The sequence below is a fragment of the Neorhizobium phenanthreniclasticum genome, from assembly GCF_040066075.1.
Classification (GTDB): domain Bacteria; phylum Pseudomonadota; class Alphaproteobacteria; order Rhizobiales; family Rhizobiaceae; genus Neorhizobium; species Neorhizobium petrolearium.
On record NZ_JBEAAL010000012.1, the window covers coordinates 46,877 to 69,759 of the forward strand.

General features: G+C 62.4%; 21 protein-coding genes. 7 read left to right on the forward strand and 14 right to left on the reverse strand.

Annotation, left to right across the window (positions count from 1 at the left end):
- Positions 1 to 19: 19 nt before the first annotated feature.
- The 4 genes from ABK249_RS16870 to ABK249_RS16885 form a co-directional block, all read right to left on the reverse strand.
- Positions 20 to 1,243 (reverse strand): alpha-hydroxy acid oxidase, encoded by a 1,224-nt coding sequence (locus ABK249_RS16870; RefSeq protein ID WP_348863414.1) that lies wholly within the window; start codon positions 1,241 to 1,243, stop codon positions 20 to 22.
- A 13-nt stretch (positions 1,244 to 1,256) separates the two neighbouring features.
- On the reverse strand, positions 1,257 to 2,957 hold the full coding sequence (locus ABK249_RS16875; protein WP_348863415.1) for a thiamine pyrophosphate-requiring protein: 1,701 nt from the start codon (positions 2,955 to 2,957) through the stop codon (positions 1,257 to 1,259).
- A gap of 43 nt (positions 2,958 to 3,000) precedes the next feature.
- Positions 3,001 to 4,464, reverse strand: coding sequence for an NAD-dependent succinate-semialdehyde dehydrogenase (locus ABK249_RS16880; protein WP_348863416.1), 1,464 nt, complete (start codon positions 4,462 to 4,464; stop codon positions 3,001 to 3,003).
- Between the two features lie 155 nt (positions 4,465 to 4,619).
- Positions 4,620 to 5,411, reverse strand: coding sequence for an SDR family NAD(P)-dependent oxidoreductase (locus ABK249_RS16885; RefSeq protein WP_348863417.1), 792 nt, complete (start codon positions 5,409 to 5,411; stop codon positions 4,620 to 4,622).
- 224 nt (positions 5,412 to 5,635) lie between these two features.
- On the opposite strand from ABK249_RS16885, the gene ABK249_RS16890 reads away from it, so the two are divergent.
- Positions 5,636 to 6,418, forward strand: coding sequence for an alpha/beta fold hydrolase (locus ABK249_RS16890; protein WP_348863418.1), 783 nt, complete (start codon positions 5,636 to 5,638; stop codon positions 6,416 to 6,418).
- On the forward strand, positions 6,415 to 7,575 hold the full coding sequence (locus ABK249_RS16895) for an LLM class flavin-dependent oxidoreductase (RefSeq protein WP_348863419.1): 1,161 nt from the start codon (positions 6,415 to 6,417) through the stop codon (positions 7,573 to 7,575). Before ABK249_RS16890 ends, ABK249_RS16895 begins: the two co-directional genes overlap by 4 nt.
- 6 nt (positions 7,576 to 7,581) lie before the next feature.
- On the opposite strand, the gene ABK249_RS16900 is transcribed toward ABK249_RS16895, so the two are convergent.
- Positions 7,582 to 8,280, reverse strand: coding sequence for a GntR family transcriptional regulator (locus tag ABK249_RS16900; RefSeq protein WP_227705343.1), 699 nt, complete (start codon positions 8,278 to 8,280; stop codon positions 7,582 to 7,584).
- A gap of 208 nt (positions 8,281 to 8,488) precedes the next feature.
- Between ABK249_RS16900 and ABK249_RS16905 the strand changes: the two genes are divergently transcribed.
- The 5 genes from ABK249_RS16905 (at position 8,489) to ABK249_RS16925 (ending at position 14,507) form a co-directional block, all read left to right on the forward strand.
- On the forward strand, positions 8,489 to 9,106 hold the full coding sequence (locus tag ABK249_RS16905; protein WP_348863420.1) for an NADPH-dependent FMN reductase: 618 nt from the start codon (positions 8,489 to 8,491) through the stop codon (positions 9,104 to 9,106).
- A 71-nt stretch (positions 9,107 to 9,177) separates the two neighbouring features.
- The gene (locus ABK249_RS16910; protein WP_348863421.1) at positions 9,178 to 10,302 is read left to right on the forward strand and encodes an LLM class flavin-dependent oxidoreductase; all 1,125 of its coding nucleotides are present in this window, start codon (positions 9,178 to 9,180) and stop codon (positions 10,300 to 10,302) included.
- A 16-nt stretch (positions 10,303 to 10,318) separates the two neighbouring features.
- Positions 10,319 to 11,098 carry an alpha/beta fold hydrolase gene (locus tag ABK249_RS16915; protein WP_348863422.1) on the forward strand — a complete coding sequence of 260 codons (780 nt, stop codon included), beginning with the start codon at positions 10,319 to 10,321 and terminating at the stop codon, positions 11,096 to 11,098.
- A gap of 329 nt (positions 11,099 to 11,427) precedes the next feature.
- A complete protein-coding gene (locus ABK249_RS16920; RefSeq protein ID WP_037145675.1) occupies positions 11,428 to 13,773 on the forward strand; it encodes a xanthine dehydrogenase family protein molybdopterin-binding subunit in 2,346 nt (781 codons plus the stop codon).
- An 11-nt stretch (positions 13,774 to 13,784) separates the two neighbouring features.
- On the forward strand, positions 13,785 to 14,507 hold the full coding sequence (locus tag ABK249_RS16925) for an enoyl-CoA hydratase/isomerase family protein (protein ID WP_037145677.1): 723 nt from the start codon (positions 13,785 to 13,787) through the stop codon (positions 14,505 to 14,507).
- Positions 14,508 to 14,581: 74 nt separating this feature from the next.
- Here ABK249_RS16925 and ABK249_RS16930 read toward each other — a convergent pair whose 3' ends face one another.
- From ABK249_RS16930 to ABK249_RS16970, 9 genes are all read right to left on the reverse strand, one after another.
- Positions 14,582 to 15,520 carry an acyl-CoA thioesterase gene (locus ABK249_RS16930; protein WP_052182597.1) on the reverse strand — a complete coding sequence of 313 codons (939 nt, stop codon included), beginning with the start codon at positions 15,518 to 15,520 and terminating at the stop codon, positions 14,582 to 14,584.
- A complete protein-coding gene (locus ABK249_RS16935; protein WP_348863423.1) occupies positions 15,517 to 16,575 on the reverse strand; it encodes an alcohol dehydrogenase in 1,059 nt (352 codons plus the stop codon). Before ABK249_RS16935 ends, ABK249_RS16930 begins: the two co-directional genes overlap by 4 nt.
- A 111-nt stretch (positions 16,576 to 16,686) precedes the next feature.
- Positions 16,687 to 17,190, reverse strand: a complete 504-nt coding sequence (locus ABK249_RS16940; RefSeq protein WP_037145680.1) for a hypothetical protein — start codon at positions 17,188 to 17,190, stop codon at positions 16,687 to 16,689.
- Between the two features lie 104 nt (positions 17,191 to 17,294).
- Entirely contained in the window at positions 17,295 to 17,801 is a 507-nt protein-coding gene (locus ABK249_RS16945; RefSeq protein ID WP_348863424.1) for a MarR family winged helix-turn-helix transcriptional regulator, read from the reverse strand.
- Positions 17,798 to 18,667, reverse strand: a complete 870-nt coding sequence (locus ABK249_RS16950) for a fumarylacetoacetate hydrolase family protein (RefSeq protein ID WP_348863425.1) — start codon at positions 18,665 to 18,667, stop codon at positions 17,798 to 17,800. Before ABK249_RS16950 ends, ABK249_RS16945 begins: the two co-directional genes overlap by 4 nt.
- Positions 18,668 to 18,700: 33 nt before the next feature.
- Positions 18,701 to 19,750, reverse strand: a complete 1,050-nt coding sequence (gene gtdA, locus ABK249_RS16955) for a gentisate 1,2-dioxygenase (RefSeq protein ID WP_348863426.1) — start codon at positions 19,748 to 19,750, stop codon at positions 18,701 to 18,703.
- 210 nt (positions 19,751 to 19,960) lie between these two features.
- Entirely contained in the window at positions 19,961 to 20,860 is a 900-nt protein-coding gene (locus ABK249_RS16960) for an IclR family transcriptional regulator (protein ID WP_348863427.1), read from the reverse strand.
- 59 nt (positions 20,861 to 20,919) lie between these two features.
- Positions 20,920 to 21,999: an iron-containing alcohol dehydrogenase gene (locus ABK249_RS16965; protein WP_348863428.1), complete on the reverse strand. Its 1,080-nt coding sequence runs from the start codon at positions 21,997 to 21,999 to the stop codon at positions 20,920 to 20,922.
- Between the two features lie 110 nt (positions 22,000 to 22,109).
- Positions 22,110 to 22,880, reverse strand: coding sequence for a carbon-nitrogen hydrolase family protein (locus ABK249_RS16970; RefSeq protein WP_348863429.1), 771 nt, complete (start codon positions 22,878 to 22,880; stop codon positions 22,110 to 22,112).
- Positions 22,881 to 22,883: the final 3 nt, after the last annotated feature.

Below are 22,883 nucleotides of genomic sequence, written 5' to 3' on the forward strand. Positions count from 1 at the left end.
TTCCCCTCCCGGGAACGGATTAGCTACGAAGTTTGAAATTGTCTGCGGTCCAGGCGCCGGGATGGCGCACCGGAGCGCGGCGGGCCTCGTCGGAACTCAAGAGCCCGTTCTGGCCGAGCGCGATGCGGTATTCCTCGATGAAGGCCTGCGCCATATGGGTGGCGCCGCGGTCGCCGAGGGCGGAGAGCCCCAGCATGAAGGCGCGGCCTGCAAAGCAGGATTGCGCCCCGCAGGCGAGCGCCCGCAGCATGTCGACGCCGGAAACGACGCCGCTATCGAAGAACACTGTGCCGCGGGTGCCGACGGTGCGGGCGATCTCCGGCAGCACGTCGATCGTCGCGGGCGCGGCGTCGAACTGCCGACCGCCATGGTTGGAGACGACGACGCCGTTCAGGCCGAGTTCCAGCGCCTTTTCCGCATCGGCCGGATGCATGACGCCCTTGACCATCATTGGCCCGGGCCATTTGTCGCGGAGGCGGGCGATCTCACTCCAGGGGAAACCGCCGCCGATATGTTTCTGCACGAAGCCTGCCGTCGAGCCGTGATCCGTGCCGCCGGCGAACTTACTCATGTTGGCGAAGGTGGGCATGCCGTTGCGGCGGACCGCATCGAGCCAGAGCGGCGCCATCGCCGCCCGTATCATCGTCTTCGGCGTCAGCCGGAAGGGCATGACGAGGCCGTTCCTCAGATCGCGCGGGCGCTTGGCGCGCACCGGCACATCCAGAGTGGCGACAAGAACCTTCGCGCCGGCGACGCGAGCGCGTTCGGCCATTTCGAGACTGTATCGATGATTGTCCGGAGCCATCGGGTAGAGCTGGAACCAGGTGACGTCGGGCGCCCATTCCACCACCTGCTCAATCGTCGAGCAGGCGAGCGTGCCGACCATATAGGGGATGTTATGGGCCTGGGCGGCCTTTGCGAAACGCTCCGTTGCTCCCGGCCACATCATGCCATCGAGGCCGATCGGCGAAATGCCGATCGGTGCGGCGTAGTGATATCCGAAGAGTTCGACTGACGTATCGACCTTGGTGACGTCGATGCCGTAGCGCGGCACGACCTCGACCGCCTTCAGCGCCGAACGGTTGCGGTTCAGCCCCGTCTCGTCTCCGGCGCCGCCCTGCAGGAACTCGTAGGCGAAACGCGGAATACGCCATTTCGCTCGCTTCTCGAGATCGCTGACCATCGGATAACGCCGGCGGAGCTCCGCCAGCGTCTTTGCGTCTTCTCCGGTTCCTCCCCCCATCGCCGACGCCTTCTCAGTAGGAGACCATGACTTCGAGCATGGCCTGCCGGCCGCTCTTGGTCGCGGCAAGTGCACGTTGAAGCGCTGCCGGCAGGTCCGTGCCGGTCTCGACGCGTTCCGCATGGGCGCCATGGGCGCGGGCGACGGCGGCATAGTCCGGTGCCGGGTCGAGCGCGGTGATCGGCATGGTGTTGGCGGTCGCAGCGCTGCCGTCCGGATACATGTAGAGCGTCGAGCGGCGCACGGCGTTCCAGATACCGTTGTTGAAGACGATCGTCAGCAGCGGCAGCTTCAGCGCGGTGGCCGTCTGGTGGCAGGCGACAGGGTTGGCGAACATGTAGGAGCCGTCGCCGATCGTGGCGATCACCTGGCGGCTGCGGTCGCCGAGCTGGGCGCCGAGCGCTGCGGTCAGACCAAAGCCGAGACCGCCGGAAAGCGGCGTCGAGAAGAACGACTTCGGATGCTTGAACTCCACGACCGACGGGTCGATGCCAAGCTCGTTCACGATGGTCGTCTTCTCGTCCATAATGGCGGAGACGCAAGCGCTCACATAGGCTGGCGTCATCGGCGAACCGTTGCCGATCGCGGCGCGCTTGGTAGTGGCCTCTGCCTGGGCGGCCTTGACCTTGGCCCATTTTTCTCGGCGTTCGGAGAAGGTTTCAGATGTCGGCACGCGCTGTTCAAGAGCGGCGGCAAGGGCCGCGATCGTCTTGTTGATGCCGCCGGCGAGCGCGATGTCGATCGGAAAGCTGCGGATCGGCACGCGGCCATGCTGCGGATCCGGGCCGATGGCGATGATCTTGGCGCCTTCAGCCGGAGCGGTATGGTCGGAAATCCACGGAACCGCGGCGTTGATGACCACGACCACGTCGGCTTCCTTCAGCACCTGCGTCGAGTCGCGGCCCACCATCATCGGATGATCGGAGGGCAGCGCCAGGCGGGTCGCCCACATTTCGACGGTCGGCAGGGCGTATTTGTCGATGAAGCTTGCGAGCGGCTCGAAATCGGAAGCAAGCTCCGGGCTCTGGGTAATGACGAGCGGGTTCTTCGCCTTGGCGAGCAGGTCCGCCGCCTGGGCGATCAGATCGGGGTCGGCCGGACCGAAGGTCGTCGCGGTGACCGTTGAACGGTGACTGGTCTCGATCTCGGTGCCTTCAGCCAGTGCCTCGCGCGGAAGGCTGAGATAAACGGGCCCGCGCGGCTCGCTCATGGCGATGCTCATGGCGCGATCGATGACGATTCCCGCCTGTTCCGGATAACGCAGCTCGTAATCCCACTTGACTGCTTCGCGCACCATGCCGGCCTGGTCGAACATCTCCTGACCCCAGTGGATCGGCGAGGAGCGCGAGCCGAAGCGGCCATGTTCGGTGATCGGCGTGCGGCCGGAGAACATCATGATCGGCACGTTCTCCGACCGGGCGTTGATCAGGCCCATGACGGAGTTGGCGAGCCCGACATTGACGTGGACGATGACGCCTGCCGGCTTGCCGGTCATCAGGTAGTAGCCGTGCGCCATGCCGACTGCGACACCCTCATGCGGGATGACCAGTGGCTCGGGCATCTGCAGCCCCGTCTCCGATTGGCGGGCAAAGGCCTCGATGATCGATGGGAAATCGGTCCCGCCATTGGCAAAAAGCACGTCGATGCCGGCAGCCTTCATATGGGTCAGCACGGCTTCGGCGGCGAAAGGGCCGGTCGGTTTTACATGTTTCATGGCAGTCTCCTCCTGAAAACTCTTGATCTGAAAATCCGCCGGCTCAAGTGATGCTGATCGTCTTTGTGACCATGTAGGCCTCGACGCCCTCGATCCCGACTTCGGATCCGTGGCCGCTATATTTGACACCGCCGAAGGGCGTCTCCGGCATGGAGATGTTGAAGGAGTTGATGCCCACCATGCCGGCTTCCAGACTGTCGGAGAGCCGGGCGATGGTCTTGTGCGAATTGGTGAACCCGTAGGCCGCAAGGCCGTAGGGAAGCTTGTTGGCCTTGGCGATGGCGTCGTCGAAATCGGAGAAACGGTTGAGAACCGCGACCGGGCCGAACGGCTCCTCGCTCATGATGCGGGCGTCATCCGGCACGTCGGCGAGCACGGTCGGGGCGTAGAAGAAACCTTCGTTGTTGACACGGTGGCCGCCGGCCAGGAGTTTTGCGCCCTTCGAGGTCGCATCCTGCACCAGCGCCTCGATCGAATCGCGGCGGCGGGCATGCACGAGAGGCCCCATATTGCTCGAAGGGTCGAGGCCATCGCCGATCTTCAGCTTCGAGGCCTTGTCCGCGAAACCGGCACAGAAGGCCTCATAGGACTTGTCCTGGATGTAGAAGCGAGTCGGCGAGACGCAGACCTGGCCGCTATTGCGGTATTTCCGCTGTACGGACATTTCGAGAGCGGCCGCCTGATCGGCATCGTCGAAGACGAGCACCGGCGCATGGCCGCCGAGTTCCATCGTGGTGCGCTTCAGGCCTTCCGAAGCAAGTCGGATGAGGTGCTGGCCGACCGGCACCGAACCGGTGAAGGAGATCTTGCGGATGACCGGCGAGGCAAGCAGGTGACGCGAGATGAAATCCGGCACGCCGTAGACAACGGCGATGACGCCCGCCGGCACGCCCGCATCGATCAGGCACTGGGCGACGGCCGCTGCCGCTGCCGGAGCTTCTTCGCCCGGCTTGTAGATCATCGTGCAGCCGGCGACCAGCGCCGAGCCCATCTTGCGGGCGGCGTTGCCGACCGGGAAATTCCAGGCGGAAAAGCCGGCGGTCGGGCCGACCGGCTCCTTGACCACCTGGAAGCGGGTCTCGCCGAGACGGCCCGGAATGACGCGGCCGTAGGTGCGACGGCCCTCCTCGGCGAACCACTCCATCTCCTCGCATGCGAAATGGGTTTCCAGCCGCGCCTCGGCGATCGGTTTGCCCATTTCAAGGGTCGCGAGGCGGGCGATGTCTTCCTGCCGGTCGTGCATCAGGTGGGCGGCGCGCTTCAGGATGCGGCCGCGCTCGCGCGGGCTCGTGGCGCGCCACAGCGGAAAGGCCCCGTTCGCCGCTTCCAGCGCCCGGTCGAGGTCTTCGGCCGTGGCATGCGGCACGGTGCCGATCGCCTTCTCGGTGGCCGGATTGACGACGGGCTGCGTCTTGCGATCGCCGTTCTCCAGCCAGACGCCGTCGATCAGCAGGCGCGGGGATTTATACACCTCGAAAGAGGGGGGAGAACTGGTCGCGATGTTCATGGTCGTTCCTCCGACTTCAATAGAAGGGTGCGTTCGCCATTCGTCAATTGCAGGCGTGACGCCGCAGTTCGCCGCCTCCTGCTTTCAGGGGATAAAGCAGGGAGCCTGATATTGTCAATTCCGGCATTTCGCCACGCCCTGGATCGCTGCATGTTTCAGATCGCAACGGTGCCGCCGTCGATCGGGATGACCGCGCCGGTCATGAAGCTGGACGCTTTCGAGCAGAGCAGCAGGGCGAGCCCCATGATCTCGTCGGTCTCTGCGATGCGGCCGAGCGGCACGGTGTCGGCGAAGGCCTTTTCGATCTCCGGCTCGCGGATGCGGCCGCCGGCGATATTGGTGCGGAACGGGCCTGGGGCGATGCCGTTCACCAGCACGTTATAGGGTGCCAGCTCCCAGGAAGCCTGCTTGACGAGGTTGACGACGGCGCCTTTGCTGGAGGCATAGGCATAACCGGTCATCGGGTCGCCCCGCAATCCGGCTATGGAGGCGATCGCGACGATGCGCCCGCTCTTCTGCTTCTTCATATGTTTGGCAGCGGATTGGATGGCGACGAAGGTGGCGGTGAGGTTCACATCCACCACCCTGTTCCACAACTCGTCACTGACATTCTCGATGGCGCCCGCGTCGGTGCGGGAATTCGGGCCGCCGCTGATGCCGGCATTGGCGACGAGAATATCGAGGCGACCGTGCCGCTCGGCGACGCCGTCGATCGTCGTCCGCAAGGCGGCGCTGTCCGACACGTCGACCTGATGGCTTTCGGCGGAATAGCCGTGGTCCTTCACCCAATTGGTGGCGGCGGCCAGCGTGTCCACGTTCAGGTCGAGCAGCGCCACATGCGCGCCGTTGGCCGCGAGCGTCTTTGTGATCGCGAGCCCCAGCCCGCTGGCAGCTCCTGTAACCACCGCCACCTGGCCTCTCAGATCGAACAGTTTTTCCGCCTGCATTTTCTCCTCCCAGCGGCTTTGGTGAACCGGCTAGCCCTTTCCGAGAGGTGCCACCTTTGTATGCAATTGCCAAAGAAGCAAGTTAGAAATTTGCTATTATCAATCAAAATTCGACAGAGTCATATTGACCCACCCGAAAAGGTTATACAGATTGCCGCCAGTTGTGGGTGCGGAGGAGCATCTGCCATTTGCGGTATCGAGCAAGCCGGGGAGGTAGGACGCCGATGAGCTTTACCGAAAGCACGGAAACCATAACCGGCTGCAATGTCCGGTTCATGCGTGGCGGCAAGGGTGCGCCGCTTCTCTTCCTGCATGGGTCGAGCGGTGCCGCGCGCTGGGCGCCGTTTATGGAAAAGCTTGCCGAAAGCCACGAGGTGATTGTGCCCGAGCATCCGGGCTTCGGTGCTTCCGGTTCACCGGAATGGCTGGACGGCATGTCCGATCTCGCCTTCTTCTATCTCGACGTCATCGACCATCTCGGTCTCGACAGGGTGAACCTCGTCGGCGGTTCGATCGGCGGCTGGCTATCGGCTGAGATCGCCATCCGCAACCAGACGAAGCTCAATTCGCTGACCGTCGTGGCGCCGGCCGGTATTCGCGTGAAAGGATTGCGCAAAGGCGATGTCTTCATGTGGAATGCGGAGGAGACCGCCCGCAACCTCTTCCGCGACCAGGCCTATGCCGAACAGATGCTCGCCACCCCGCCCTCCAGGGAGGGGCTGGAAATCATCCTCAAGAACAAGCTGACCACGGCCAAGCTCGCCTGGGAACCGCGCTTTTATAATCCCGACCTGCACAAGTGGCTGCATCGCATCAAGGTGCCGACGCTGATTATTTGGGGTGATAGCGACAAGGTCGTGCCGGCTGGCTACGGTCCCGCCTGGCGTGACCTCATTCCCAATTCGCGTCTCGAGATCATCGAGAGTTGCGGGCACCTGCCGCAGGTCGAAAAAAGCGACCGCTTCGTCCAACTGATCGACGGCTTCATCCGGGAGGCAACGCGATGAAATTCTACTTCATGCACCTGATGCCCTATGCCGATCTCGATCTGTCCTATGACGAGAAGCACGATTCCGCCTGGGTGACGCTGCCGAACACCTATTTCGACCCGAAGAAGGGCCACCAGCTCTACAACCGTTATCTGGACGAGCTGGAATATGCCGACCAGCTCGGCTTCGACGGCATCTGTGTCAACGAGCACCATTCGAACGCCTACGGCCTGATGCCGATCCCCGGCGTCATGGCCGGTGCACTTGCCCGCCGCACCAGGAACGTCAAGATCGCCATTCTCGGCCGCGCGCTGCCGCTCCTCAACAACCCGCTCACCGTGGCGGAAGAATTCGCCATGGTCGACAACATCACCGGCGGGCGCCTGATCGCCGGCATGGTGCGCGGCATCGGCGCGGAATACCATTCCTGGGGCGTCAACCCGGCGTTCAGCCATGAGCGCTTCCAGGAAGCACACGACCTCATCCTGCAAGCCTGGACGCAGCCCGGTCCCAGCGTCTTCGAAGGCAAGCACTACAATTTCGAATACGTGAACGTCTGGCCGCGGGTCTATCAGGACAATCCGCATCCGCCGATCTGGATTCCGAGTCAGGGGTCGAGCGAAACGATCGAGTGGGCCGCCCATCCGGACCGCAAGTACACCTATCTCCAGACCTTCGCCTCGGTTTCGACCGTCGCCCGTTATATGAAGATGTATAAGGACGTCGCCGCCGGTTACGGCTACGAGGCGACCGAGGACCAGCTCGGCTGGTCGCTGCCGCTTTACGTGGCCGAGACCGACGAGATCGCCCGAAGGGAAGCCAAGGACCATATCGAGGCCTTCCTCCAGAAGTTCCTGCGTATGCCGATGGAGATGCTGCTGCCGCCGGGCTACACCTCGGTCAAATCCATGGTCGGAGCGCTCTCCGCCAAGGCCGGCCATTCGATGAAGCAGACGATCGACAGCGTCATCGAAGAGGGCAAGTTCATCTGCGGCAGCCCGGCGACGGTGCGCGAGAGGCTGGAGGAATACCAGGCTGAGATCGGCTTCGGCCACCTCCTGACGCTCCTGCAGTTCGGCACGCTGCCGGCGGAGCTGACACGCAAGAACATGGAGATCTATTCCAAGGAAGTCATGCCGTATCTCAGGAACGTGACGGCGAAGAAGGCGGCTTAGCCCGGATCAACCCATGTTATCTGCTTCATGCTCCAGCGATCCCGAGGCTGTCGGCAGCAGCGAGAAGAGGTGGGCGTTCATGGCCGCTTGCGCCCATTCGGGGTTGCGGGCCTTCAGCGCCGAAAGGATTTCCCGGTGCTGGGCGTGGGTGCGGCGGGTGCGCATTTCTACGGGCTCGGAATAGCGGTTGAAGATCGAGGCCGGCAGCTCCAGCGACGAGGCGAGGATCTTTTCCAGCCGTGGGCTTTCGGCGGCGGACGCGATCACCGCATGAAATTCGGCATTCAGCTTGTCGAAACCTTCGAGATGTTCGTTCCAGCCGAGTTCCTCGAACTGCTTCTCCATCACCCGCTCCAGGTCCTGAAGGCGGTCGAGGTGGGTATCGGAAATCCGCGTTGCGGCGCGGCCGGCCGCATGGCCCTCCAGGATTGCGCGCAGGCGAAAAATTTCGATGGCATCGTCGAGCGAGAAATCCGCCACGATTCCGCGGCGGTAGCGTTCCAGCACCACGAGGCCTTCGGCATTCAGCCGGTTCAGCGCTTCGCGGATCGGTGTGCGGGAGACGCCGATTGTGGTGGCGAGCTGGTTTTCGAGCAGTTTGTCGCCGGAGCGCATCTCGCCGGTGAGGATCATATGCCGGATGCGGCGGTAGGCTGTTTCGACCGCACTCTGCGTCGCCCCGTCCTTGCTGCTCTCTCTGGTCATCTCGTTCTTCAAGCTGCCACCTATGGTTCGCATTCATCACGGGAAGATAAGGCAGCAGTCGATAAAGGCCAATCGCCAAAAAGTGTATACCAGCTTAGAGAAAATTATTTGATATTGGCATATAAAGCTTGACTTATCCGTAAACGGTATACAAAAATTTGATCAGGATGCCTGATAAGGCAATCGGCTTCGGCCGAGGGAGGAGGAAATGACCATGGTCCAGACCAGGAAGCCGTTCATCGTTGGCATCGGCGGCACGCAGCGCCCCGGTTCGAGCTCTGAGCTTGCCCTTCGCTATTGCCTCTCCGTCGCCGAAAGCGCCGGCGCCGAGATCGACATCATCTGCGGCGCAGCACTGGAACTGCCGCTCTTCGATCCCGGCGTTTCTCATCGCACGCCGGCCGCGCGCCGCCTCGTCCAGGCGCTCCGCCGCGCCGACGGCATCGTGATCGCGACGCCGAGTTATCACGGCGGCATGTCGGGCATGATCAAGAACGCCATCGACTATACGGAAGACATGCGCGAGGACGAGCGCTCCTATTTCGACGGTCGCGCTGTCGGCTGCATCGTCTGTGCCAGCGGCGACCAGGCGCTTGGTACGGCGCTGGCCGGGCTGCGTTCCATCGTCCATGCATTGCGCGGCTGGCCGACGCCCTACGCCGCGACGATCAAGTCCAACGACAAGCCCTTCGTCGATAGCCAGCCGGCGAAGCGCGAAGTCGCCCAGGCACTTGAAATCGTCGCCTCGCAGGTCGTCAGCTTCGCCGAAATGGCAATGGCGGCCCGCGTCGAAGAGGTCGCACCGCGCCTCGTCGCGGCCCACTGATTCCTCTTCTCTTTCATCATCACCGGAACCGCCTGGCATCTTAGGGGATGGCGGTCTTTGCGGAGTTTTCCATGAAGTTCAACTTCTTCCACCTGATGCCCTATCCGGATTATGACAAGCTGCCGCACGAGTGGCCTGTCAGCACCCACGATATCGACAGCCGGCGCATCCAGGCGCTCTACAAGGAATATGTCGACGAGATGGTCGATGCCGAGAATTACGGCTTCGATTGGGTCGGCTGCAACGAGCACCATTACAGCCCCTATGGCCTTATGGCGAACCCCAACCTGATCGCTGGCGCGCTCGCTCGCCAGACGGAGAAGGCGAAGATTGCGATCGTCGGCAACCTGCTGCCGCTGCTCAATCCAATCCGCGTTGCGGAAGAATATGCTATGATCGACGTCATGTCCGGTGGCCGCCTGATCGCCGGCTTCCTGCGCGGCATCCCGCATGAATATATCGCCTACAACATCCCGCCGAGCGAATCCCGCAGCCGGCTCCGCGAAGCGACCGAACTCATCATCAAGTGCTGGACCGAGGACGAACCCTTCGGCTGGGAGGGCGAGCACTATCAGTTCCCGGCCGTCTCCATCTGGCCGAAACCGATCCAGAAGCCCTATCCGCGCATCCTGATGTCGGCGAGCAATGAGGAATCGGCGGAATTTGTCGCCAAGACGCGGGCGATCATGGGCATTACCCTCATCCAGGATCTGGGGGCAGCCAGGAAGGCGATCGAGCACTTCAGGAATGTCTCACGCGGCTATGGCTGGGAACCGACGCCGGACGATATCCTTGTCGGCCAGCAGATCTGCATCGCCGATACGGATGAGGAGGCCAAGGAGCAAATGGCCTCCGCCCAGACCTATTTCCACCAGACGCTGATGCGCCCGCAACGCTCCGCCCAGCAACTCGTGCTGCAGCAGAGCCGCTACTATACAGGCACCGACGTCGGCGAGAATTTCCAGAAGCGGCTTGCGACGCTACGCAACCGCACCGTCGACGAGCAGATCGAGGCCGGCTCGATCATCTGCGGCAGCCCGGAATCGGTCGCCAAGCAGATCACCCGCCTCAACCAGGAGCTCGGCTGCGGCCTGCTCAACCTGACCATCAAAGTCGGCAACATGCCGGGCAGCGTCGTCCGCCGCGGCATGGAACTGTTCCGCGATCGTGTCGCGCCGCACGTTGCTGGTCTTTGAGAGGGAGGATTGATCCATGACTTTTGAAATCAAGACGATCGAGCTTTCCTGCGGCAAGCTCAATTATCATGTCGGCGGCTCCGGCACGCCGGTCCTTTATCTGCACGCTGCCGGCGGCGTCATGCTCACCGAACCGCTGAAGGCGCTGACGAAGAGCCACATGGTCTACGCGCCAATCTGCCCCGGCTTCGATGGCACCGAGGGCAACGAGCGCCTGAAAACCGTGCAGGACTGGGCGGCTATGGTCGCCGAGTTCGCCGAGAGGGTCGTCGCACCTCGCTTCGACGTGATCGGCTCCTCCTTCGGAAGCTGGACGGCGCTGTGGCTCGCCGCCAATAACCCGAAAATCGTCGATCACCTGATCCTGCAGGTGCCGGCCGGTTTCCGCTTCGGCGGCAAGGGCGGCCTTCCGGCTGATCCCGAAGCGCGCTTCAAGGCGCTCTATGCGCATCCGCAGAAGATCACGTCTGCACCGAAGCCGCCGGAAGTCATGGCGAATAACGGCAATACCTACGAGCGCTTCGCCAACAATGTTCAGGTTGATGAAGCGCTCAGCGCGCGCCTGCCTTCGATCGTGGCGGTGACGCTGATCCTGCTCGGCACGGAGGACAAGGTTGTGCCGGCAGAGGCAGGCGCGCACCTGAAACGCATGATCCCGACCTCGCAGCGCGCCTTCATCTTCGATGCGGCCCACTCGATCGAAGTCGACCAGCCGGAACGGACGCTCCGCCTCTGGACCGCATTCCTGAAGCGCGGCCCGGGTTATGTGCTGAACCAGGGGCCGGAAGCGGCTTGAGAGATATCCTTGGGATTTATTCCCCCTCCCAGGGAAGCTTGGCCCGGACTTCGGTCGGGGCCTTTTTTCTTTTGGGGGAACGGATGGCGGCAACTTCTCCTCCGTCGTCCCTGTGACAACCATAGGAATGACGCAGCTGCGAGGTCACGATCACAATCGCTCAAAAGCGAGTCGCGATGGTCAATTCCAGTCGATCCCGCAGTTTCAACATTGACGGATTGAGTATGTCTATTATGAATTAAGTTGCGTTTTGCATCAGGATGGCCCAAAGCCACGGGCAGACCGCCATCGTCCCGAATACGTGGCACGGTGTGCAAGGGAGGAATAGCATGATCGGTGAAGAAGTCAGGCGCAAGGAAGATCTCCGGTTGATCACCGGCAAGGGTCAATATGCCGATGACTTGAAATACGAGAACGCGGCCTATGCCGCCTTCGTCCGTTCGCCGCATGCCCATGCGATCATCAAAAGCATCGACACTTCTGCCGCCTGCGAAATGCCGGGCGTTCTGGCCGTCCTGACCGGGGAGGATATCGTCGCGGCTGGCATCAAGCCGATTCCCCATGCGATCGGCAGCTCGCAATTCGGCTCCGACATCCGCATCAGGAACCGTGACGGTTCGGAGCGCGCCCGCACCCATCATCAGGCGCTGCCGGCCGACAGGGCCCGTTTCGTCGGCGAGGCGATTGTCATGGTCGTCGCCGAATCCACCAACCTTGCCAAGGATGCGGCGGAAGCCGTGGTGGTCGACTGGGAGGAGTTGCCTTCCGTCGTGCGCGGCATCGATGCGATCGAGGAGGGCGCACCGCAGCTCTGGGACCACGTGCCGGGCAACAAGGCGATGGATGGTGAAGTCGGCGACAAGGCGGGCGCGGATGCCGCCTTCGCCAAAGCCGCGCATGTGCTGGAATTCGAAAGCTGGGCGCAGCGCGTCACCGGCGTGCATATGGAACCGCGCTCGTCGTCCGCCGAATACGATCCCGAGACCGGCAAGTTCACCATCCACGCTTCCGGCGGCCATGGCGTCGTGATGATGCGCGAGCAGATCGCCGCTTCGCTCGGTGTCGATATGGCCTTCGTGCGGGTCGTGGCGCCGCGCGATGTCGGCGGCAATTTCGGCACCCGCAACGCCACCTATCCGGAATTCGTGCTGCTGCCCTACGCCGCAAAGCTGATTGGCCGGCCGGTCAAACATCAGGCGGAGCGCATCGAGGCTTTCCTTTCGGATTTCCAGGGCCGCGACCTGCATGTTCGGGCCAGGCTGGCGCTGGACAAGGACGGCAGGTTCCTCGCCTTTCACTCGACCAACGTCAGCAATATCGGCGCGCACACGGTCTCCTACACCGCCCTCAACAAGGGCCTGCAGCTGATGACCAGCCTTTATCGCGTGCCGGTCGCGCATGTGGAATTCTTCGCGGCGATGACCAATACCGTGCCGACCATTCCCTACCGCAGCGCCGGCCGGCCGGAAGCCATGTATATCATAGAGCGGATGATCGACCTCGCCGCCCGCAAGTTCGGTTTCGATCGGGTCGAACTGCGCCGCATCAACATGATCCCGGAAGAGGAATGTCCCTATGCCAATCCGTTCGGCGTGAGCTACGACAACGGCGACTATATCGGCTGCATGGACAAGGTGCTCGCCATGGCCGACTGGAACGGTTTCGAGGCGCGCCGGGCGGAAGCGCGAAAGCGTGGAAAATATCGCGGCATCGGCCTTTCCAACTATATCGAGGGCACCAGCGGCGTGCCGCGCGAGCGCGCCGAGATCACCGTCGACCCGACATCTGGCATCGTCGATGTGGTGATCGGCACCCAGAACACGGGTCAGGGACACGAGACGGCCTTCGCCCAGCTCGTCGGCTCCTTCCTCGGCATTTCCCACGAGGTGGTGCAGATCCGCGCCAGCGACACGGATTTCGTCTCGGCCGGCGGCGGCTCGCATTCCGGCCGCTCGCTGCGCTTCTCCTCGATCGTCATGCACAAGGCGACCGCTGAGATCATCGAGCGCGGCAGGAAGGTCGCCGCTTTCATGCTGAACGTCGCGCCGGACGCGATCGACTACGCCGAAGGCCATTTTCGCGCCCGCGGTTCCAACGGCGTAGTCAGCCTGTTCGAAGCGGCGGAAGCCGCCGAAAAGGATCTCGGCCTGCCGGGCGAGCTGAAGGGCTCGCTCGCGGCGATCGCCGACGAGACCACCCACGGGCTTGCCTACCCCTATGGCGCGGCCGTTTGTGAGGTGGAGGTCGACCCGGAAACCGGCTATTACGAGATTCCGCGCTATTCGACGGTGGACGATGTCGGCAAGGCGCTGAACCCGATGATCGTCGACGGCCAGACCCATGGCGGTATCGTGCAGGGCGCCGGGCAGGCCATGTATGAATGGTCGCATTACGATCGCGAAACCGGCCAGAACCTTTCCGCCACCTTCATGGATTATCAGATCGGGCGCGCTTCGGATTTTCCGAGCTTCGATACGGTGATCAGCGAAGTGCCGGCGAAGAGCCATCCGCTCGGCTTCCGGCCGGGCGGGGAGGGTGGTACGACCCCCTCGCTGGGCGTGGTCGTCAATGCGATCACCGATGCACTCGCCGACCTCGGCGTCGCTCATATCGAAATGCCGGTGACGCCATCCCGCATCTGGCAGGCGATCCAGCAGGCCAAAGCCAATCAATAGAGGAGGAAAAATTGTCCGAAGTCCTGATTTCCACGAAGGGGAACGTCCTCGAAATCATTCTCGACCGTCCCGACAAGGGCAATGCGCTGACGCCGGAGATGGCGGAAGCCATCACCGCCGCGCTGAAGTCGCTGTCTCCGGAAACCCGGGTCGTGCTGATGAAGGCGAACGGGCCGGACTTCTGCATCGGCCGGAGTGCGGCCATGCCGGCGCCGGGCACGCGCGCCACGGCGCTCGATCTCCGCAACGCGATCTCCGACCCGGTGCTCGATTTCTATGAAGTGTTGCGCGAGATTCCCGTGCCCTTCATTACCGCTGTTCAAGGGAAGGCTGCCGGCGTCGGCTGCGCCATCGCGGCGCTTGCTGACGTGGCAATTGCTGCCGACGGCGCCACCTTCCAAGTGCCGGAGATGAACCACGACATCGCGCCGACGCTCGTGCTTAACGCGCTCGCCGACCGCATCTCGCGCGCAGCGCTTGCCCGCCTGGTCTTTACCCGTGACGTCATTCCGGCGGCGGAAGCCAAGGTTCTTGGCCTGATCGGCATCACGGCTCCAGCCGACGGACTGGAAGCGGAAGTCGCACGCGTGGTGGGTCAGCTCGAAAAGAATTCGGTGCCGACCGTGCGCGGCATCAAGGCCTTCATCTCGATGAGTCCGGAAACCTCGTTTGCTTCGCGTAAGGAACTCGCCGCGCTGATCAACTGCGTCGCGACGGCGGAGAAGTTCAGATAAGTGCTTATTTGCCCCCATCCTAACCTTCTCTCGGCGAGCGGGGAGGGGAAGATGGCGGCAGCCGGAAGCTGAAGTTACAGCGCCAGCCCTTGTGTGACGAACGGCGTCAACGCTTCGGTCGCTGCTGGCGAAATCTGCACGATCGCCCGTGCATCCAGATCGAAGACGATGGCGATGGACTGCATCGAGCCGAATACTCGGCCGGTGAAGGGATCGACCATCCAGAAGATCAGCGACATGGTGCGCTTGTCGGTCTTCTGCAGTCCCGCCCAGATCTCGAAACAATTGCCGAGGCGGGGCGTCTCACCGTAGATGATGCGGAATTCCAGCACGGCTCCGCCGATCTTGCCGGGCCGTGCCTCCGCGTGCTCGGCAACCAGCGCCCGGATCGGTCCGGTGAGTTGTTTTACGCCGCCGCCAACCGCGCCGATGAACTTTTGCGATCCCATCCGTCCGAAGGCATCGCAAGCGTCCATCTCGATCAGGCTCATTGCCGTGCGCTTCAGGCCCAGTTCCAAGGCCCGCTCGCGCGAGGCGGTCAGCGCCACCGGTTCGTCGTCCGTGCCACGCGGCGCGGCCTCCTTCGGCGTCTCGACCAGCGAGGTCGAGGCCCTTTTCCGGAAAGCCGCCGGCCAGGGCTGCGGAGTGGTGCCGTCCGCCGCATCGACATGCGTGAGCCGCACCCGGAAGGTTGCGGCCACCTGCCCGCTTTCGCTATGATGAAGCACGAGCACGGCGAAAGCTGTCGTCTCACCAATCTCCAGGAAACCGCCGGTCATGTGCAGCGGCGCGCCGGCATGCGCTTCGCGATGGAAGCGGATATGGTGCTCGTTGAAGGCGACCGTCGTGGGCGACGAAGGGGAGAAGAGACCCGGCAGGCCGTTGAACCCGAAGAGCATGGCGAGCCCTTCATTGGCACGCGCCACGTAGTATTGCGTGTTCCAGTGGCCCATCTCGTCCACTTCCCATTGGCGCACGCTGCCGCGCCATACTTCGGTCATCTCGTCGCTCAAGCCGTTTCCCCCTGAAGCACGATGCGACCCTTGACGGCGCCTTTGAGAAGGCGGTTCATAGCGCCGTTGATGTCGGACTTCGGCACGGCTTCATAGGGAATGGCGTCGAGCTTGCCGCTTTTTGCCAGGTCCACCAGCTCACGCAATTCCTGCAGCGTGCCGGTGATGCTGCCGATGAGGCTCAAGCCCCCCTGCGCCATGCGCATGGTCGGAACGGTAAGCTGGCCGCCATACATGCCGACCATGATGATACGGCCGCCGCGCGCCAGCGCCGGGAAGGAGAAGGCGGTCGTTTCACTGTTGTTGACGAAATCGATGATGGTGCGCACCGGCCCGCCGACCGTTTCGACGATCTTCTGTGTCACGTCGCCACTGCTCGAAAGCACCGTTTTATGCGCGCCGGCTTCCAGCGCAGTCTTCAGCTTTTCTTCCGACATATCGACCACAACAATGTTCTCGTGGCCGAGCGCCTTCAGAATGACGATGCCGCTCAGGCCTAATCCGCCGGCGCCGACCACGACCACTGCCTCGTCGGGACGCATCGGCATGGCCTTGCGGATGGCGGAATAGGCGGTGAGCCCCGAGCAGGCATAGGTCGCGGCAAGCGCCGGATCGAGGTCGTCCGTGTCGATCAGGTAGCGGCTGTGCGGCACGACCACATGGCTGCCGAAACCGCCGGGCCGTTTCATGCCGAGCTGGCGGGCCTGCATGCAGAGGTTTTCCCGGCCGGTACGGCAGGTATCGCAGGTGCCGCATCCGAGCCAGGGATAAACAAGGCGACGATCGCCGATTTTCACGCCGGTCGCCTCCGATCCCACGGCGGTGACGGTGCCGAGGATCTCATGGCCGAGAGTGAGGGGCCGCGTAAGCCCGATGCTGTCGATCGACACCTTGCGGTCGCCCATGTCAAAGATGCCCTTCCAGAGGGTCAGGTCGGAATGGCAGAGCCCGCAATGGGATACCAAGATGACCACCTCGCTGCCGGTGGGTTCGGGCGTCGCTTCCTCGACCTCTTTCAGCACTTCCGATGCCTCGAAGACTTTCCATGACCGCATGATGCAACTCCTCCCAGATGCGTGACACACGAGTATCAGGTCGCCTGCTATACAGCAATCGGGAAATGGCAGGAGGATTGAATCTGGGGGATACCAGCACCGCTGGGATATTCAACGTCGTTGTAAATCCAACTGAGTAGTGACGATCGTCTCTCCCGATTCCGGATCTTGGTCCAGTGTACGAATACGAAGTCCGCCGCCTCCGATTTTTTCGATCGTCATCCTGGCTTGCCGATCGCCATAGATTTCGTTGGCCCAGGTTACGTCGAGGTTAAGGGTGTTTCCCTCCCGGCTTCCGTTGAGCTTCGACGGTTTGCCTGAGACACCGACGTAATTGCCTGAATAGGATGCGCCGGATGCCTTGACAGTCGCGGTGAAGGTCCGTTTGACGACGACAAGGGCACTGCATGTGCCATTCATGGAAAAGCTGGAGCGGTCGGCATCCGATTTCATGCTGCATGAGACATCGACTTTGCCGCCGCCAAGTTTTGTAAGAACCTTTCCGCCGCCCGTCCACTGTCCTTCTATCGACTGCAGGAAGTCTTCTTCGGAGGCAAATGCGCCTGACGAAAGGCATAAGGCAACGATTAGAGCAATGGCTGAAAGAGCACGCATCGGGGGAGCGCCTTGTTGACCCATGCTAGTGAACCTCGAAATATTGAGCTTTGTTCCGCGACCGCTTCAGCTTTTCCGCCAAAAACCTGTTATGCTGGCTTTCGTCAGCATTCTGCTTCTTTCTCCCGCTCCTCCAACGCCACCTCCGCTCCGGCAATCGCCTTATCCAGCAAGGAAAGGAAAGTCTGGCGTTCTTCCGGTGAGAGGCTTCGCAAAAGGTCCGCCTCGTGTTCCGGCATCGAAGCTTCCACCAGTGCGGCCGCCTCGAGCCCGGCCCTGGTCAGCCGCAGTTCGTAGACCCGGCCGTCGTCCAGCGAACGGGTGCGTTCGACGAGCTTCTGTTTGATGAGGGGGCCAAGCGACTGGATGAGCGTCGGCGGCTCGATCCTCAGCCGCCTTGCGAGCGCGATCTGACTGATGCCGGGATGGCGGCGGATCGAGAGCAGCACGCCGCCTTGCACCGGCGTGACGGCAAGCCCGCGAGCGCGGAACCAGCCCTGCCAATGGCTGCCGAACAGCGACTGCAGCCGCCTGATGCGGATGCCGGCGACACCGGGCAGCAGGACAGCTTTGCCGGCCTCCTGGTCAGGGGCCTTCGGATCGAAACTCATTTCCTGTCCCAGTTGTCGTAGACCTTCACATCCATCGTGCCGATGCCCTCGAAAGTGCCATGCAGGATATCGCCGGCGGCGATCGGCGCAACGCCTTCCGGCGTGCCGGTCATGATGATGTCGCCGGGATAGAGCGTATAGGCCTTGGTGGTGAATTCGATCAGCTTCTGGACGTTGAAAATCAGCATCTTCGTGTTGGACTTCTGGCGTGTTTCGCCGCCGATGGTCAACTCGAAATCAAGATTGTTCGGGTTCGGGATTTCGTCTGAGGTGACGACATAGGGGCCGAGCACACTGAACGTGTCGAGCGACTTCCGGTAGCTGCGTTCCTCCGGGCCACGGATGGTGATGTCGTAGCCGATCGCGTAGCCGGCGACGTAATCCAGCGCATCCGCCTCCGACACGCGAAAGGCCTTCTTGCCGATGATGACAGCGAGCTCGATCTCGTGATCGGTGCGGCGGTCGTTCCAATCGACGACGATGCCTTCCGAAGGACCGATCAGCGAGCTTACCGCTTTAAGGAAGACGCCGGCCTCGGCGATCGGCTTGATCTTCATGCCGTGATGCAGCTGGTCGCTGTCCAGCACCTCGTCCAAATGGAGCCGGTAGTTGACTGGCGCACCGACGATCTTGCCGGGATTGGCAATCGGGCTCAAGAGCGCCACATCGGCGAGCTTCTTTGACGGCGCGGTCTTCGCCATGTCCTCCATGACGGGACGCAACTCGGCGAAATGCGCCATGAACTGGTCGCCATGCGGGAAGGGGTAGCGGTAGGCCGGCAGGCGGTCGAGCACGGCGGTGACGTCCTTCACCTCATCGCCGACGACCACGCCCAGACGATTATCGTCGAAGCGACAGAAACGCATTTTTCTCTCCTCAGGTTCTTTAGAAAGCGGTGCTCAGACCTTGGCGCGGTCTTCGCGGAAATAGCCGAGCTTCTCCTGCGCGACGCGATCGGAGAAGCAGAAGACGACGACGTCTTCGTTCGCCCTGAACGAGCGCCACGACCATCCGGGCACGACGATGACGTCCTTCGGGCCGAAATCGAAGGTCTTTGCCCCGATCGTGATCGAGCCGGTGCCTTCGGCGATGCACATGACGATATGGTCGGTGGAGCGTATCTTTGCCGTCTCCATGCCCTTCGGGAAGTGGCTCAGCCAGGCCGACATGGTCGGCATGGTCCAGCCGCCGTCGAGCGGATTGGCGTAGCGCAGCGTCGTGCCGATATGGGCGTCGATCTTCTCGCCGCGCGAAGACCTGTAAAGAGCCTCGCGGCTGCGTTCGTAGGGATAGTTGAAGATCGGCGTCGTCTGGCCGTAGGGGCTGGCACCTCCGATCGGCAGCATGCCGGAACCGAAACGGAAGAGCGAATCGCCTTCCGGTCGGAGGATCTCCTGTTCGGCGTCGTTGTAGTCCTCGCGGAAGACCGCTTCGAAGAAGGCGATCATCGGGACGTCGAGACCGTCCAGCCAGGCGGCCGGGTCGGAGCCGTCATTGCCGTGGTCGTGCCAGGCCCAGACCGGCGTAATGACGAAATCGCCGAAGGCCATGCGGGTGCGCTCGCCGCCGACCGACGTATAGGCGCCGGAGCCTTCCAGCATGAAGCGCAGCGCCGACGGCGTGTGACGGTGGGCAGGGGCCACTTCGCCCGGCATGATGATCTGGATGCCGGCATAAAGCGTCGAGGTGGCGCGCGACTGGCCGGGGAAGGCGGGGTTTTCGAGGATCAGCACGCGGCGTTCGGCCTCTTCCGCCGTCAGCAGGCTGCCGGATTCCAGGATCAGCGGACGGATATCGTCATAGCGCCAGCGATGCGCTTCGGCCCTCGATTTCGGCTCCAGCGGCAGCATGCCCTTCATCACTTCCCAGAGCGGCGCCATGTTATGTGGCTTCAGACGCCCGTAGAATTCCTCGCGTTTTGCGACGGTGGCTGCATCGATCTCGTGCATAGAATCCTCCCTATGGTTTCCTCAGACCATAGATCGTAAGGTATACTAATTATTTTGAGGGCGTCAATTGATGACGATGACTGGAGGAAGAAGCGGTACGGCAGACCCAATGCGGTTTCTCCCCTGAGGGAGATGTCACTGAAAATGACAGAAGGCGGGGCTTCCTCTCAACAGTTCCGGAAACAAGGGTATGGCTATTAGGACAACGAACTATCGCCCCGCCGTGCTCCTCGCCTTTATCGGCTTCGCCGCCACCGGCGTTTCGCTTTCCTTGCCCTTCACGCTGCGGCTGGAGGCGCCGAGCCGTTCGGAAAGCCGGTGTGTTGCCGTCAGCAGCGCCTCAAGCGTCTGCTTTTTCCGAGGGCCAGAGAGCTGCTTGTCGGACCCAAGAACGGTCATGGTCGCGACGATGCGGCTGCTATAGTCGAAGACCGGCGCAGCGATGGCGGCGAAACTCGAATTGATGCTGTTGACCGTCATCGCATAGCCTTGGCGGCGTACGGTCTCGACGATCTTCTGGATATCCTTCACCGTCGTGACGCGGGGGGCGAGCGAAGCAGTCTCTTCAGAATGATCCCGCTTGGCGGCGGCGATCTCGTCCTGCCGTACCGCGGCAGTCTCGCTCTCATCGAGATAAGTGAGGAAGACCTGGCCGGTCGCGGAGGTCAGGAGCGGCAGGACATAGCCAAGACGCACGGCGAGCGACCCCTGCCGTTGGCCGTCGACCTTGGAGACGATGCCCGGACCGCGATCGCCCCAGAGCGAGAGGTACGTCGCAAAGCCGGTCGCCCGCTGCAGCGTGGCCAGTTCTTCGCGGGCGAGTTCCACGACATCGAGCTGCCGGATGGCCGACAGGCCGAGCTGGATCGCAAAACGCCCGAGCCCGTAATGGCCGGTGACGGGATCCTGGAAGGCAACGCCTTCCTTGACGAAGCTGACGAGGTAGAGATGCGCCTTGGAGGGCGGCATGCCGGCAGCAGCAGCGATGTCCCGCAACGGCAGCGGACCGTTGGCCGCCTCCATGGCGCGGATCACCTGGAAGCCGACCTCGATCGACTGAATGCGGCGCTGGGTCCACTCCTCGGCTGGCTTTCCTTTATCTGATGCCATTCTAAATCCCTCATGTTCCCAGATGATTATCCTTATATTCGAATGAGGTCGAGCCTGCTTCAACTGTGGTTTTCCACAGCCCGGAACGCGGCTGCGAGATCATCCGCATCGAGTCCATGTTCCTGGTTGATCAGGAACGGGCTTTTCGCGCAGGCGCGAGCGAGGCTTTCGATCGCAGCGTCATCCACTGCCGGCAACCCGAGATCGGCGAGCCTGCGCGGCATGCCGATCTCGTCGTAGAAGGAAAACAGCGTTTCGAGCTCACATTCCGAACGATCCTCGGCGATCGCCTGGACCAGCGTGCCATAGGCCGCATGTTCGCCATGCAGCGACTGCTTGCGCACCGGCTCGATGGCGCCGAGTTCGGTCGCGACCGCATGGGCGACAGAGAGCCCCGTATTCTCGAAGGCGACGGCACTCAGCCAGAGGATGGCTTCGATCACCGCTTCCAGGTCCGGCGTCACTTCGCCGGTGCCGGCGACGTGCATGGCCCCCGGCCCATGTTCGAGCAGCATGCGATAACAGAGATCGCCGAGCATCACGCCGGTTTTGAGGGGTCTTGTGCCGTGCTTGGAAAGCCCGGTCCCCTTCCAGGCGCCTTCCGCCTCGAATTTGGCGGTGAGCGCATCGCCGATGCCGCCGCGCAGGAGCCGGGCAGGGGCCTTGGCAATGATTGCCGTATCGACGATCACGAAAGCCGGATTGTCGTCCATCTGCTCGACGGCGATCATCGCATGGTTGTCGTCATAGATGACGATGCCGCGCGTTGCGGGCGCATCGGTAGAGGCGACCGTCGGCACACTGACGAAAGGCAGACCAGTGCGGCGGGCGACGCCCTTGGAGACGTCGAGTGTGCGGCCTCCGCCAATGCCGACCACCACTTCGCCGCCTTTGCGGCGTACCTCTTCGGCCAACCGGTCCATCTCTCCATGGGTGACGTCCGCATCGAAGAGGATGATCGTCGGCGCGATATCCTGCCGGGTGAGCGTCTTGGCGAGTTCGGCTTCAATGTGGGGAAACACGGCGGCATCGCAGATGGCGACGACCGAACGGCCGAGCGTCGCCGCCTTTTCGCCGAGCAAACCGAGACTGCCGGGGCCCTGGATGTAGAAAGCCGGCGCTCGGAAAATACGTGTCATGGACTCCCCCAAATGCTGTCACGTAGAACGCTATACAACATTATCAAAGAAATGGGAGTTTGGCGAAGGCCGAATTGACTTGCGACGTGTCTGTACCGATCGGTCGAGGATCAAGTGAGATCGGCGAGGTAGGTGTTTTCCGCCCTTGACTGGGTGTAAGCCGCTGGATTGATGTCTGCGATGATCAGTGCCTCGCCTTCGGCGGGTGCTTCGGCCAGCAGCTTGCCGTCCGGCGCGACAATGCGCGAGAGGCCCGCATAGGCGAACAATTCGTCAGAGCCTGAGTGGTTGATATAGGCGACAAAAACCTGGTTCTCGAAAGCACGGACCGGGATCATGTGGTTGGCAATGAAATCACCGGACCAGCCCTTCGGCAGCGCCGTCGGTACCACGACGAGATCGGCCCCGCCCTTTGCCAACTGGCGGACATTCTCCGGGAACTCGACGTCATAGCAGATCAGGAAGCCGAGTCTGACGCCGCCGAGGGTGACGAATACCTGACGCCGATCCTCTTGAGCGAACCATTGCCGCTCATAGGGACCATAGAGATTGCACTTGCGGTAGACCGCGGTCTGGCCAATGCCGTCCGTGAAGAAGGCGCTGTTGAAGGTGGCTTCATGGGTCTCTTCGGCAAAGCCGGCAACGATGGCGATGCGGTGCCTTGCAGCGATTTCCGATAGCTGGTCCGTGACGAGGCCATGGGCGGGCGTGGCGAGATCGGGAAACCGGTCTGCGGCGCCATAACCGGTCAGCGCCAGTTCTGGTGCGATCAGCAATGCGGCGCCCTGAGCCGCAGCCCTTTCCGCCGCGGCCCTGATCTTCGCCAGATTGGCGTCGACATCGCCGACGACCGGCTGCATCTGATAACCGGCAATTTTCATCGG